Raw genomic sequence first — 14057 nt, forward strand, 5'->3', positions numbered from 1 at the left:
CACACGCGGCGTACGCTTCCCTTTGCGATAACCTGACGCCGGTCTCTCGACGTCGAGAGATCATCCTCGGCTCCAGTGCGCCGGTGTGCCTGGGGCACCTGGCGATTTGCTGGAGAAGGTAGAAATGACCCGCACCCCCGTCAACGTCACCATCACCGGAGCGGCCGGCCAGATCGGCTACGCGCTGCTCTTCCGCATCGCCTCGGGCCACCTGCTCGGTGCCGACGTGCCGGTGAACCTGCGCCTCCTGGAGATCCCGCAGGGCCTCAAGGCCGCCGAGGGCACCGCCATGGAGCTCGTCGACTGCGCCTTCCCGCTGCTGCGGGACATCACCATCACCGACGACCCGAACAAGGCCTTCGACGGCACCAACGTCGGCCTGCTGGTCGGCGCCCGTCCGCGCACCGCGGGCATGGAGCGCGGTGACCTGCTGCAGGCCAACGGCGGCATCTTCGGCCCGCAGGGCAAGGCCATCAACGACAACGCCGCGGACGACGTCAAGATCCTGGTCGTCGGCAACCCGGCCAACACCAACGCCCTGATCGCCCAGCGCAACGCCCCGGACGTCCCGGCCGAGCGCTTCACCGCGATGACCCGCCTGGACCACAACCGCGCCGTCGGCCAGCTGTCCGCCAAGACCGGCGCCCTGGTCTCCGACATCAAGCGCGTCACCATCTGGGGCAACCACTCCGCGACCCAGTACCCGGACATCTTCCAGGCCGAGGTCGCCGGCAAGCCGGCCTTCGAGGCCGTCGGCAGCGACCAGGCCTGGCTGGAGAACGACTTCATCCCGACCGTCGCCAAGCGCGGCGCGGCCATCATCGAGGCCCGTGGCGCCTCCTCGGCCGCCTCGGCCGCCAACGCCGCCATCGACCACGTCTTCACCTGGGTCAACGGCACCGCCGAGGGCGACTGGACCTCCATGGGCGTCGTCTCCGACGGCTCCTACGGCGTCCCGGCCGGCCTGATCTCCTCCTTCCCGGTCACCACCAAGGACGGCAAGTTCGAGATCGTCCAGGGCCTGGAGATCTCCGACTTCTCCCGCGCCCGCATCGACGCCTCGGTCAAGGAGCTGACCGAGGAGCGCGACGCGGTGCAGGAGCTGGGCCTCATCTGAGCCCCGCCGCACGGCCTTCCGACGGCCCGCCCCTCCCACCTCCGGGAGGCGGCGGGCCGCCGCCGTTCCCGGAGCGGTTCGTCCGCGGCGCCTACACTGGCCCGCTGTGAACGAAACCCTCGGGGACGCCGCGCTCGTCCTCGTCTTCATCCTGCTGGGCGGGCTGTTCAACGTCGCCGAGATCTCGCTGATCTCGCTGCGCGAGGGCCAGATCCGGACGCTGGAGGCCCGCGGCACCCGGCGTTCGGCCCGGGCGGCGCACCTGGCCGCCGACCCCAACCGCTTCCTGGCCGCCGTCCAGGTCGGCGTGACCTGCATGGGCTTCCTGTCCGCCGCCTTCGGCGCGGACACCCTGGCAGGCAAGGTCGCGCCGCTGTTCGTCCGGGCCGGGCTCTCCCAGGGGGTGGCGGACGCCGGCGCCCTGGTCGGCCTGACCCTGGTGATCAGCTACGTCTCGCTGGTGCTCGGCGAGCTCACTCCCAAGCGGATCGGCCTGCAGCGCGCCGAGTCCATCGCGGTGGTGGCCGCCCCGGTGGTGGACGTGATGTCGGTGGCGCTGCGCCCGGTGATCTGGCTGCTCGGCCACTCCACCAACCTGATGGTCCGGCTGTTCGGCGGCGATCCGGCCGCCGGGCGCGGCTCGATGAGCTCCGAGGAACTGCGCGGGCTGGTCGCCTCCAACACCGAACTGGGCAGCGACGAGCGGGCGTTGATCGCGGACGTGTTCGCCGCCGGGGAGCGCCAGCTGCGCGAGGTGATGGTCCCGCGCACCGAGGTGACCTTCCTGGACGCGGAGCGCCCGCTGGCCGCCGTCCGGCACCAGGCGGAGACCTCGCCGCACTCGCGCTACCCGGTGGTCGAGGGCAGCGCCGACGCGGTGGTCGGCTTCGTCCACGTCCGGGACCTGTACGGCGCCCGCGGCGAGCAGGCCGCCAAGGTCCGCGACCTGGCCCGCCCGGTCAAGCTGCTGCCCGGCACCAAGCGGGTGCTGGAGGCGATGGGCGAGATGCGGCGGGAGGGCCACCACCTGGCCATCGTGATCGACGAGTACGGCGGCACCGCCGGCATCGTCACCCTGGAGGACCTGGTCGAGGAGGTGATCGGCGAGATCCGGGACGAGTACGACCGCCCGGAGTCCGCCCCGACCCGCCGGCTGGCCGGCGGCGGGATCGAGCTGGACGGCCTGCTCAACCTCGGCGACTTCGAGGAGGAGACCGGCGTCGCCCTGCCCGAGGGCCCGTACGAGACGGTGGCCGGCTGTCTGGTCGCCGCGCTCGGCCGGCTGCCCCGGGACGGCGACCACGCCCGGGTCCCGGTCGAGGGCGGCACGACGGTGCTGCTGACGGTGGCCAAGGTGGAGGGCCGGCGGATCGCCCGGGTGAGGGTGAGTGCGGTCACACCGGACGGGGCTGCGGGGGCGGAGGTTTCCTGAGCGACCGGGGGAACTGGAAGAATGACCCGCATGGTCAACGCAGCGGTCACTGGTCCGGTCAAGGACCGTCCCCGGGTGCTCTCCGGGATCCAGCCCACCTCCGGTTCGTTCCACCTCGGCAACTACCTGGGCGCGGTGCGCCAGTGGGTCGACCTGCAGAAGGAGAACGACGCCTTCTACATGGTCGTCGACCTGCACGCGATCACCGTGCCGCAGGACCCGGTGATCCTGCGCCAGAACACCCGGGTCTCCGCCGCCCAGCTGCTCGGGGCCGGCCTGGACCCGGAGCACTGCACCCTGTTCGTCCAGTCGCACGTGCCCGAGCACGCGCAGCTCGCCTGGGTGATGAACTGCCTCACCGGCTTCGGCGAGGCCTCCCGGATGACCCAGTTCAAGGACAAGTCGTCCCGGTACGGCGCCGACAGCACCACCGTCGGCCTGTTCACCTACCCGATCCTGCAGATCGCGGACATCCTGCTCTACCAGGCGGACGCCGTCCCGGTCGGCGAGGACCAGCGCCAGCACGTCGAGATCACCCGGGACATCGCCGAGCGCTTCAACTCGCGCTACGCGCCGGTCTTCACGATCCCCAAGCCGTACATCCTCAAGGAGACGGCGAAGATCATGGACCTCCAGGACCCGGGCATCAAGATGAGCAAGTCGGCCTCCTCGCCCAAGGGCCTGGTCAGCCTGCTGGACGAGTCGAAGGTCAGCGCCAAGAAGTTCAAGAGCGCCGTCACCGACACCGGCACCGTGGTCTCCTACGACGAGGAGCAGAAGCCGGGCGTCTCCAACCTGCTGCGGATCCACTCCGCGCTCAGCGGCCAGTCGGTCGAGCAGCTGGTCGAGCACTTCGAGGGCAAGATGTACGGCGCCCTGAAGACCGAGCTGGCCGAGCTGTTCACCGAGTGGGTGACCCCCTTCCAGGAGCGCACCAGCAGCTTCCTGGACGACCCGGCCGAGCTGGACCGGGTGCTGGCGATCGGCGCGGAGAAGGCCCGCGCGGTCGCCTCCGAGACGCTGGCGACGGTGTACGACCGGATCGGCTTCCTCCCGGCCGCCAAGCGGTGAATCCGCTCACGCGCCTGCCCGATGGTGAGGAGGTCCCGGACCTCCTCACCATCGGCGTGTCCGTGAGCGTTCCGGAGCCGCACGGCGCGCGGATCCAGGACGCCCGGGCCGGCCACGGCGACCCGCAGGCCCGGTCGATACCGACGCACGTGACCCTGCTGCCGCCGACCGAGGTGCCCGCCGAGGCGCTGCCGAAGATCGAGGAGCACCTGGCGGCGGTGGCGGCCGCGCACCGGCCGTTCCGGATGGTGCTGCGCGGCGGCGGCACCTTCCGCCCGGTCTCCCCGGTGGTGTTCGTCCGGGTCGAGGAGGGCGCCCAGGAGTGCCGGCTGCTGGAGGCGGACGTCCGCTCCGGCCCGCTGGCCCGCGAGCTGGCCTTCCCGTACCACCCGCACGTCACGGTCGCCCACGGCCTGTCGGAGGACGTGCTGGACCAGGCGTACGAGCAGGCGCGCGGATTCCGGGCGGAGTTCCCGGTGCCGGGCTTCTCGCTCTCCCGGTTCGACGCGGACCAGGTCTGGCGGCCCTGGCGGGCCTACCGCTTCTCCTGAATCAACACAGCTCCTGAATCGGCACAGCTCCTGAACCGGCACGGCTCCTGAACTAGCCTGCGGGCAGGCCGAGTTCGAGCATCCGGTCGACCGCCCGGCGGGCCGCGCCGCCGTCGTCCAGGACGCAGTGCTCGGCCCGGAAGCGGCGAAGGCGCCCGGCGTACCCGGGGGGAGACTGCGCGCCGCTGTCGGCGAGTGCGCGCAGCGCGTCGAGCAGCTCGGCCGAGTCCGGCAGCAGCGGGCCGGGGGCGTCCGACTCGAAGTCGAAGGAGAAGCCGCGCAGGGTGTCGCGGTAGTGCTCCAGGTCGTAGGTGAAGAAGTACATCGGACGGCCGGTGATCGCGAAGTCGAACATGATCGAGGAGTAGTCGGTCACCAGGACGTCCGCGACCAGCAGCAGTTCCTGCGGGTCGGGGTAGTCCCCGCAGTCGAACAGGAAGCCGTCGCCGTCGCCCGGCAGCGGCTCCCGGACGTGGGCGTGCGGGCGGACCAGCAGCACGTGGTCGGGGCCGAGCAGCCGGCGGGCGTGGTCGAGGTCCAGCCGCAGGTCGAGCCGGAAGCCCTCGCCGTCGCCGCGCTGCTGGTCCTCCCGCCAGGTCGGCGCGTACAGCACGACCCGCTTGCCGGCGGGGACGCCGAGCCGGCGGCGGACGGCCGCGGCGAGCCGCGGGTCGGGTCGGGCCAGCGCGTCGCCGCGCGGGTAGCCGGACTCCAGCACCTCGCCGCGGTAGCGGAAGGCGCGCCGCAGGATCGGGGTGGCGAACGGGCTGGGGGAGAGCAGCAGGCTCCACTGCGGGGTCTCCCGGTCGAGCGCCGCCAGGTAGCCGCGGTCGGCCAGCCAGGGGTTGTCGACGTCGTGGGCGATCCGCTTGAGCGGCGCGCCGTGCCAGGTCTGCACGACGACCTGGCCGGGGCGGCGCTCCAGGAAGTCCGGGAAGTGGGTGTTGCCGACCAGGTACCGGCAGGTGGCCAGCGCGCGGTACCACTCCGGGCTCCAGACCCGCACCGGGCGGACCCCGGCCGGCAGTGCGGCCTGGGCGTCGTCGACCACCCAGAGGTGCTCCAACGCCGTTCCCCGACGGGCGAGTTCGGCGTGCACCGCGCGCGGTGAGTCGGCGTAGCCGCGGCCGCCGAACACGTCGTACAGCACCGCCTCGCGCAGCGGTTCGCGGCGGGCGGCCGGGTAGTGCTCGGCGCGCAGCCGGGCCTGGGTCCAGGCGCTGCGTTCGGCGGCGTCCAGCACCGGGGTGGAGTCCACCAGCAGGGTGTCGTGCCAGCGGCGCTCCAGCAGCACCCGCTTGCCGCCGGGGGCGGTGCCGGCCGTGGTGGCGGCCGGCAGGTCGGGCAGGACGGCGGGGGCGGCGAGCAGCGGCCGGGCCGGGCCGGTGCCGTCGGCGGGCTCCAGGGCGGCCGTCCAGACGCCCTTGCGCAGCGGCAGCGGGACGCCGTCCGAGCCGGTCCGGGTGGCGGGCACCCGGGCCCGGAAGCGGCCGTCCGGTCCGGCCTCGACCGGGGTGCGGACGGCATCGGCGGTGCCGCCGTGCCGCAGCACCAGCTCCAGCCGGTCGACGGCCGGGGCGGGGCAGTGGCCGGACAGCTCGAAGCCGTCGGCCCGGACGAGGACCCGGTCGACCAGCCCGGCCGCGGGCTGGACGCAGAGCTGCAGCCGCCCGTCGGCGAGCTGCTTGAGGTAGAGCACCCGGCCCGGGGCGTCCGGCAGCGGGTGCTGGCCGGTCACCGGGCCGCCGCGCCGGTCCGGCCAGAGCGGTTCGGCTCCGCCGTCGGGGCGCACCAACTCGGCGTCCCAGTGCTCCAGTTCGCCGCGGCCACGGCCCTCGGCGGTGAACGGCCGGTACGGCAGCTCGACGGTGAAGGTGTTGCCGCTCCGGGTGAGCGGCCGCCGGATCACCGTGTCGCTCTGCCGGTGCCGCAGGCGCAGCACGGTGCCGGCGGGGCAGTGGTCGGCGGTCCCGTCCAGCCGGATGCCGTCGGCGGCGGGTTCGGCGCGGTCGAGCCGGACGGCGGGGCGTTCCAGCCGCAGGTGCAGCCGGCCGTCCGCGAAGTACGGCTGGAGGCGCACGTCGCGGTCCACCCAGCGGGCCGGCGGGTACTCGCCGGAGCCGCACCAGTGGGGGGCGAGGGCGCCGTACCGGCGGCGCGGCCGGCCGGGGCGGGGGAGGGTGAACAGGGTGGCGTCGATCCGCCAGTCGCCGAGCAGCCAGCGGCCGTGGCGGCGCAGCCGGGCGGGCCGGATCAGGGCGGTGAAGCCGGACCAGTCGTGGTTGAACGCGGACTGGGCGCTGTCGTCGGTGACCTCGGGCGTCCGGCGGGGGCGGGAGGGCAGGTGCAGCGGCGGCCGGGCCGGGTCCTGGTGGCGCAGGGTCAGCCAGGTCCAGGCCGAGCCGGGGCGGCCGGTGTCCAGGTCCAGCGGCCGGGCGAAGCCGGTGAGTTCCAGGCCGCGGCGCTGCCAGCGGGCGCGCAGCAGTCCGAACCGCACGTCCTCGTCGGCGACGGGACGGCCGGGGGCCGTACGGGGGGTGGCGTGCGGCAGGACGAACCGGGTCAGCGCGGGCAAGGCGGGGCCCTTTCGGGGACGGGATCCCGGCCGGGGCGGTGGACGCGGCGGACGGGAGAGGACGCCGAACCGATAACGACGGGCTCGGGGCCGTCCGGGCGTCCGGTGCCGAAATGACACCAGATGTCACCTGTGCTGTCCGTGGGAAATTCATCAGGAATTCGTGAGTCGAGCGCGGGTTCGAGCACCGCTGCTCCACCCGGGGGCCCGCATGTGGGCCTCCGGAGTCCCCCTGGAGGCCCCCGGAAAACGCCGAGGCGCCCGACGCGGATCGCGTCGGGCGCCTCGGTGCGGGCCGGTGGCTACTCCTTGCGGAGCATCGCGTCGACCACCCGGCCGGCGGCCTTGCCGTCGTCCAGGTCGCAGTACGCCTCGCGGAAGGCGGCCGCCTTGTCCGCGTACTCGGCCGCCACCTCGTCCACCCGGCCGAGCGCGTCGACCAGTTCACCGGAGGTGGCCAGCAGCGGGCCCGGGGCCTCGGCCTCGAAGTTCAGGCTGAAGCCGCGCAGGTTGTCGCGGTAGTGCTCCAGGTCGTGGGTGAAGAACAGCATCGGCTTCCCGGTGCCGGCGAAGTCGAAGATGCTCGACGAGTAGTCGGTGACCAGCACGTCCGCGATCAGCAGCAGCTCCGCCATGTCGGGGTAGCTGCCGACGTCCCAGATGTAGCCGTTGCCGGCGCCCGGGATCTGGCCGCACATCAGGGTGTGCCGGCGCACCAGCAGCACCTGGTCGCCGCCGAGCGCCTCCTTGGCCGCCGCGAGGTCGAGCCGCAGGTCCATCTGGTAGCCGCCGTTGGGACGGCGCCGGTCCTCGCGCCAGGTCGGCGCGTAGAGCACGACCTTCTTGCCCTCGGGCAGGCCGAGCCGCTCGCGGACCTGCTCGGCGGTCTTCTCCCGGTCGGCCGCGAACAGCAGGTCGTTGCGCGGCGAACCGCTCTCCAGGATCTCGCCCTGGTAGTCGAAGGCGCGCCGCAGCACCGGGGCCGACCAGCTGTTGCCGGCGACCAGCAGGCTCCAGTTCGGGACCTCGCGGGCCAGGCTCTTGAGGTAGTTGGAGTCGGTGAACCAGACCTTCTCGAAGTCGAAGCCGATCTGCTTCAGCGGGCTGCCCTGCCAGGTCTGCACGACCACCTGGCCGGGGCGGCGGACGAAGAAGTCGGGCAGGTGGGTGCTGGTGACGACGTACTTGGCGGTCGCCAGCGCCTCGAACCACTCCGGGCTCCAGAGCCGGAGCGCCCGCGCGGTGCGCGGCAGCTCGGCCTGGAGGTCGTCGCTGCCCCAGAGGTGCTCCAGCGGCAGGCCGCGGCGGACCAGCTCCTCGTGCACCGCCTTCGGGGAGCCGGCGTACACGCTGCCCTGCCCGGCGTTGTAGAGCACCGTGTCGCGCAGCGGCTCGCGGCGGGCGGCCGGGTAGCGCTCGGTGCGCAGCAGGCGCTGGCGGTAACCGGACCGCTCCTCGGGGAGCAGCGCCGAGTGCGACTCCAGCGACAGCCCGTCGTGGTGGCGGCGCTCCAGCACGATCCGCTTGCCGCGGGACTCCACCTCCAGCGGCAGGGCGCCGAAGCAGTCCGGGGTGACCAGCACGGTGGAGTCCGGCAGGGCCCCCACCGGGGTCCCGACCGGGCGGAAGAAGACGCTCCAGGTGCCGGCGACGAGCGGCACCGACCCGGCGAAGGAGGCGGTCGGCACGGTGGGCAGGGCGGCGCGGAACCGGCCGTCCGAGATCTCCACCGGGTAGACGTGCTCCTCCTCGCGCCAGTTGTGCCGGACCACCAGCTCCCAGCGGTGGGTGCCCGGCAGCGGGAAGGTGCCGGCGATCTGGAAGCCGTCGGCGCCGCGCGCGGACACCTCGTCCACCAGCGGCTGCAGCAGCTGGTCGCAGAACTGCAGGTGGCCGCCGGTGGAGGGCTTGGAGTAGAGCGCCCGGTGCGGTGCGTCCGCGGACGGCCGGTCGATCGGCAGGTGCAGCTGCTCGGGCGCGTTGCGGTCGTCCCAGACCAGCTTGACGACGCTGCCGTCGGCCAGCACCAGCGCGCTGTTCCAGCGGTCGCGGCTGCGCTCGGCGGCCACCGGGTCCAGCTCCGCCCAGGACTCGCGGACGGCGGTCAGCTCGGCCACCGGGAAGGACGCGCTGAACGGCTGCAGGGTGCCGACCGGCGTGCCCAGCTCGACCGGGAAGGACAGCTCGCGGTCCGACTCGATGTGGGTGAGCCGCAGCCGGGCCCCGGCGAAGCTCACCCCGGAGCGGGCCGCACCGGAGACCTCCACCCGGCCGCCGTGCGCGGCCAGGCCGGTCACCCGGGCCTTGACGACCTCCACGTGCAGGTAGAGGAAGTTGTCCCGGACCCACGGCACTATCCGCACGTCCGGCTCGACCCAGTGCGCCGGGACGTACTCGGCGGTGTCGCTCCAGCCCGCCGAGATCCGGCCCTTGTAGACCCCGCCCTTGCCCGCGCCGGCCACCAGGAGGCGCCAGTGGCCGTCCTTCCACTGACCGCGGTGCTTGAGCTTCTTCGGGTCCAGGGCGACGTTGAAGCCGGACCAGTCGCAGCTGTACAGGTCGTGGTTGCAGCTCGCGGTGGCCTCGGGGCTGTACTGGGTCTTCATCGGCACCGCGATCACCCGGCGGCCCTTGGTCTCGCGCAGCACCAGGGTGCGGACCATGTCGTGCTTGTTCGCCGAGCCCAGCTGCTCCGGGTACGCGTGGCCGGTCAGCTCCAGCTTGCCGCCCACCCAGGCGCTCTCGTACAGCCGACTGCGGATGACCAGCGAGTTGTCCAGCTTGAGCACGCCGGCGGGCACGCTCTTGCGCCCGCCGCGCAGGAACGGGTAGTCCGCGTACGGCCGCAGCAGGCCGCGGGCCTGCACGCCGCCGCCGCTCTCGCCCTCGTACTTGATCTGCTCGACCAGCTCGTCGACCCGGTTCTGCAGGGTCAGGTGGTACTTCAGCCGCAGCGGCGCGCGCAGCTTGCGGACCTGCTCCTGGCCGATCGACCGGAGCAGCCGGCTGACGCTCTGGACGTAGGCGGCCCGGTACTCCTGGTCACCGTCCACGACGGACCAGAAGAACATCGGGATCTCCTCGACGAGGGTGTTCTCGTCGTAGGAGCGCAGGTACTCGGCGAAGCGCGGCTCGGTCTGCTTCTTCAGCCAGCCGCGGACCAGCTCGACCGAGGTGACCCGGTCGACCAGGCCCTTGGGGTTGGTGCGCATCTGGGTGATCGACATCTCGCCGACCTCGCGCTCGCGCCAGTGGTAGATCGGCTCGGAGAGCACGTCCACGCTCTTGGCGAGGTAGTGGTGCGGCACGCTGACCGGCGCGTCCTCGTACAGGATGCCCTCGGGGTAGAGCAGGCCCGCGGCGTCGAAGAAGGACCGGCGGTACACCTTGTTCCACGCGGTGCGGTCGGTGACCAGCGCCGGGATCTCGGTGATGTGGGTCTTGAGCTTGGTCTCCTTGAACGGCTTCACGTGCCCGCCGGACTGGTAGTAGCCCACGGCGCGGAAGCGCAGCACGTTGCCGGTGCAGAAGTCCGAGCCGGTCTCGTCCAGCGTGTTGATCATCAGCTCGTACGCACTCGGCGGCATCGAGTCGTCGCTGTCCACGAAGCACAGGAACTCGGCGTCCGGGTCGATGTGCCGGATGCCGGTGTTGCGGGCCGCGCCGAGGCCCTTGTTCACCTGCCGGACCAGCCGGAACCGAGAGTCCTTGGCCGCGTACGCCTCGGCGAGCGCCGCGCTGTCGTCCTTCGAACCGTCATCGACCATGACGCACTCGAAGTCCGTGAAGGTCTGGGCGGCGATCGAGTCCAGGCATTCGACGAGATAGCGCTCGACGTTGTAGATCGGAACGACGATGGAGAGGCGGGGAGCCATCGGCTACGCAGGCCTTTCTCGGGAGGAGCGTGGCAGCCCGCTGGGGGTCTGACCGCACTTGGATCGGTGCGTACGTGCGCCCCCGATCCTACCTTCCGGGGCTCCGGCCCCCCGGGGCCCACTACGCTGGGCCCCGTGCCCCGCTTCAGCGTCATCGTCCCCGTGTACCAGGTCCAGGACTACCTCGCCGAGTGCCTCGCGTCGGTCCTCGGCCAGGGCGGACCAGAGCTCGAACTGATCGCGGTGGACGACCGCTCGCCGGACGGTTGCGGCGCCCTGCTGGACGAGGCGGCGGCCGCCGACCCCCGGATCCGGGTGATCCACCTGCCCGAGAACGTCGGCCTCGGCCGGGCCCGCAACGCCGGCCTGGAGGTCGCCACCGGCGACTACGTGGTCTTCCTCGACAGCGACGACACCCTCACCCCCGACCTGCTGAAGGCCGTCGACGACCGCCTCGCCGCCACCGGCGACCCGGACGTCCTGGTCTACGACTACGCCCGCACCTACGCCGACGGCCGGATCACCCGGGCCGCCGCCGGGCACGTCTTCGGCGCCGCCTCCCCGGAGGTGTTCGACCTCGCCGCCCGCCCCGACCTGCTCGACCTGCTCCAGGTCGTCTGGAACAAGGCCTACCGCCGCGGGTTCATCGCCGAGCAGCGGCTGGAGTTCCCGGCCGGCTACTACGAGGACACCCCCTGGACGTACCCGGCGCTGCTCGCCGCCGCCAGCATCACCCTGCTCGACCGGGTCGGCGTGCACTACCGGCAGCGCCAGGAGGGCGGCAACATCCTGGCCACCGCCAGCCGCAAGCACTTCGACGTGTTCGCCCAGTACGACCTGGTCTTCGCCTTCCTCGACCGCCGCCCCGACCTCGACCACTGGCGCCCGGTCGTCTACGGCAGGATGCTCCACCACCTCAACACCGTGGTCGCCAAGCCCGGCCGGGTCCCGGCCGGCGACCGCCGCGAGTACTTCCGCCGCGCCGCCGCGCACTGCGCCCGGCTGCGCCCGGCCGGCTACCGCCCGCCGCCCGGCGTGGACGGCGTGCGCACCGAACTGCTCGGCCAGGGCCGCTACACCGCGTACCAGACCGTCCGCGCCCTGGCGAAGGCCCGCCGACTCGTCAACGGCCGACGCGCCGCCTGACGGCCGTTCGGGGGAAGGGCCGGTATAACCGGTCAGGTGGACTTCCTGACCCGCCTTCCGGTCCTCGGCCCACTCGTGGCCCGGGTGCTGCGCAGCCGCCCGTACCGGGTGTACGAGTACTTCTCCGCCGCCCGCGGCAACCGGCTGGCCGGCGCCGTCACCTTCTTCGGCTTCCTGGCGCTGTTCCCGCTGCTCACGGTGGGTCTGGCGGTCGCCGCCGCGACGCTGAACAGCAAACAGGTGGACGATCTCCAGCACCACATCTCGGACCAGCTGCCGGGGCTGTCGGACGCGCTCAACCTGCCGTCCCTGGTGGCCAACGCGGGCACCGTCGGGCTGGTCAGCGGCGCCCTGCTGCTGGTCTCCGGCCTCGGCTGGGTGGACACCATGCGCACCTCGATCCGGGACCTCTGGCAGCTGCCCCAGGAGGACGGCAACCCGGTGCTGCGCAAGGCCTGGGACGTCGCCGTGCTGGCCGGCCTCGGCCTGGTGTCGCTGTTCTCGCTGGCCGTCTCCGCAGCCGGCACCACGCTCGCCGGGCGGATCGCCGACGCGATCGGCCTGCGCAGCGGCTACCTGCTGACCGGGGTCGGCGTGCTGATCGCCATAGCGTGCGACATGCTGCTCTTCGCCTACCTGCTGGCGCCCTTCCCCGGGATCACCGACCAGCGCCGCGGCGACCTGCTGCGCGGTGCGCTGATCGGCTCGGTCGGCTTCGAGGTGCTCAAACTGGCGCTCGCCTCCTACCTCGGCTCGGTCGCCGGGCGGAGCCTGTACGGCGCCTTCGCCACCCCGGTGGCGCTGCTGCTGTGGATCAACTTCGTCAGCCGGCTGCTGATGTACTGCGTGGCCTGGACGGCGACGGCCGACCCGGAGGCCGCCCGGGAGCGGACCCGGGCGCACGGCCGGGCGCTGATCGCCGCCGCCGACGAGTCGGCGGAAGCGGCGGCGGCCCGGCCCCCGGAGTGAGGGCCGGGCCGCCGCGCGGTCACTTCCAGAGCCGGCCCGCGCGGTTCGCCGTCCGGCGCCGCAGCACCACCACGGCACCCGCCCCGACCAGCGCGCCGACCAGGACGGCCGACCAGCCGACCGGGCCCAGCCCGTCGTCCCCGGCCGACCCGGCCACCGGCCCGGCCGAGGCCGCGGCGGAGTGCGGCGGCGGCGCACCGGCCGTCCCGCCCGCCTGACCGCTCGGCTGCTCGCCGCCGGCCTGCTTCTCCTCCACCAGCCGGCCGACCGGCCGCACCTTGCCGGCCGAGGCGAAGCCCCAGTCCAGCAACTCGGCCGTCTCGTCGTACACCCGCTGGTAGCTGGCCGGGTGCATCACGGTCACCAGCAGGGTGCGCCCGTCCCGCTCGGCGGCGCCGACGAAGGTCGAGCCGGCGTTGGTGGTGGTGCCGTTCTTCACCCCGATCAGGCCCGGGTACTTGCCCAGCAGCCGGTCGGTGTTGGCGATCCCGAAGCTGCTGCGCTGGCCGGTGTTCTTGTCGACGGCCCCCGGGAACATCGCCTCCCGGGTCGCGCAGTACATCCGGAAGTCCGCGTTGCGCAGGCCGGAACGGGCGAACAGCGACAGGTCGTACGCCGAGGACAGCTGGCCGTCCATGTCGTAGCCGTCCGGGGAGACCACCTTGGTGTCCCTGGCCTGGAGGGCGTCGGCCTTGGACTGCATCTCGTCGACGGTCGGCTGGATGCCGCCGTTCATGTGCGACAGGACGTGCACGGCGTCGTTGCCCGAGCTCAGGAACACCCCGCGCCAGAGGTCCTCGACCCGGTAGTCCAGGTTCTCCTTGATGCCGACCAGGCTGCTGCCGGCGCCGATGTTCTGGATCTCCTCGTCGGCGACCCGGTGCACCGTGTTGCGGTCGAACTTGGGCAGCACGGTGTCCGCGAAGAGGATCTTGAGGGTGCTCGCCGGAGGCAGCCTGGCGTGCGGGTTGTAGGAGGCCAGTACGTCCCCCGAGGTGGCGTCGGAGACCATCCAGGACTCGCCGGTGAGGTCCGTCGGCAGCGCCGGCGCACCCGCCAGCGGATCGACCTGGACCCCGGGGAGCCCGAGCCGCTCCCCGCCGATCACGGTCGACGGGGGCGGCGCCTGCGGGGCCGCGACCGCCGCCGGGGCGACGAGCAGAACCGGGGCCGCGGTGACCGCGGCGCACAACTGCGCGAGGGTGTGACGGGGTGTGGACACCGACTGACCGTACCCACTTCGGCGCCGTGTCGTCCGCCACACCGGACGGGTCCTCCGCACGAGGGCCCCGCCCTACGCCGATCGGCCGCCCGCGCATAC

At 72.9% G+C, this 14057-nt stretch carries 9 protein-coding genes; 6 read left to right on the forward strand and 3 right to left on the reverse strand.

Annotated elements, in window-relative coordinates:
- Window positions 1–124 precede the first annotated feature (124 nt).
- The 4 genes from ACIP4P_RS11330 to ACIP4P_RS11345 all read left to right on the forward strand — a co-directional run bounded on the left by ACIP4P_RS11330 (window position 125) and on the right by ACIP4P_RS11345 (window position 4171).
- Window positions 125–1117 (forward strand): malate dehydrogenase, encoded by a 993-nt coding sequence (locus ACIP4P_RS11330; protein WP_350511256.1) that lies wholly within the window; start codon window positions 125–127, stop codon window positions 1115–1117.
- A 106-nt stretch (window positions 1118–1223) separates the two neighbouring features.
- Window positions 1224–2549: a hemolysin family protein gene (locus tag ACIP4P_RS11335; RefSeq protein ID WP_350511255.1), complete on the forward strand. Its 1326-nt coding sequence runs from the start codon at window positions 1224–1226 to the stop codon at window positions 2547–2549.
- 75 nt (window positions 2550–2624) lie between these two features.
- Window positions 2625–3620 (forward strand): tryptophan--tRNA ligase, encoded by a 996-nt coding sequence (trpS, locus tag ACIP4P_RS11340; protein ID WP_350511507.1) that lies wholly within the window; start codon window positions 2625–2627, stop codon window positions 3618–3620.
- A gap of 62 nt (window positions 3621–3682) precedes the next feature.
- Window positions 3683–4171, forward strand: coding sequence for a 2'-5' RNA ligase family protein (locus tag ACIP4P_RS11345; RefSeq protein ID WP_400916920.1), 489 nt, complete (start codon window positions 3683–3685; stop codon window positions 4169–4171).
- 52 nt (window positions 4172–4223) lie between these two features.
- Here the strand turns inward: ACIP4P_RS11345 and ACIP4P_RS11350 are convergent, their stop codons facing one another.
- Together ACIP4P_RS11350 and ACIP4P_RS11355 are read right to left on the reverse strand one after the other, a co-directional pair.
- On the reverse strand, window positions 4224–6746 hold the full coding sequence (locus ACIP4P_RS11350) for a CDP-glycerol glycerophosphotransferase family protein (RefSeq protein ID WP_400916922.1): 2523 nt from the start codon (window positions 6744–6746) through the stop codon (window positions 4224–4226).
- 302 nt (window positions 6747–7048) lie between these two features.
- Complete coding sequence (locus tag ACIP4P_RS11355) at window positions 7049–10621, reverse strand: CDP-glycerol glycerophosphotransferase family protein (RefSeq protein WP_400916923.1); 3573 nt, start codon at window positions 10619–10621, stop codon at window positions 7049–7051.
- 135 nt (window positions 10622–10756) lie between these two features.
- Between ACIP4P_RS11355 and ACIP4P_RS11360 the strand changes: the two genes are divergently transcribed.
- The gene (locus ACIP4P_RS11360; protein WP_400916925.1) at window positions 10757–11767 is read left to right on the forward strand and encodes a glycosyltransferase family 2 protein; all 1011 of its coding nucleotides are present in this window, start codon (window positions 10757–10759) and stop codon (window positions 11765–11767) included.
- A gap of 36 nt (window positions 11768–11803) precedes the next feature.
- Window positions 11804–12736, forward strand: a complete 933-nt coding sequence (locus tag ACIP4P_RS11365) for a YihY/virulence factor BrkB family protein (protein WP_350511251.1) — start codon at window positions 11804–11806, stop codon at window positions 12734–12736.
- Between the two features lie 19 nt (window positions 12737–12755).
- Here the strand turns inward: ACIP4P_RS11365 and ACIP4P_RS11370 are convergent, their stop codons facing one another.
- Window positions 12756–13958: a D-alanyl-D-alanine carboxypeptidase family protein gene (locus tag ACIP4P_RS11370; protein WP_400916927.1), complete on the reverse strand. Its 1203-nt coding sequence runs from the start codon at window positions 13956–13958 to the stop codon at window positions 12756–12758.
- Window positions 13959–14057 lie beyond the last annotated feature (99 nt).

The sequence above is a fragment of the Kitasatospora sp. NPDC089509 genome (assembly GCF_044749365.1).
In the GTDB taxonomy this organism is placed as follows: domain Bacteria; phylum Actinomycetota; class Actinomycetes; order Streptomycetales; family Streptomycetaceae; genus Kitasatospora.

What these genes read in the sequence shown, in the direction of transcription:
- ACIP4P_RS11330 (WP_350511256.1), top strand. Translation starts at nt 125, where the DNA reads ATGACCCGCACCCCCGTCAACGTCACCATCACCGGAGCGGCCGGCCAG.
- ACIP4P_RS11355 (WP_400916923.1), bottom strand. Translation starts at nt 10,621, where the DNA reads ATGGCTCCCCGCCTCTCCATCGTCGTTCCGATCTACAACGTCGAGCGC.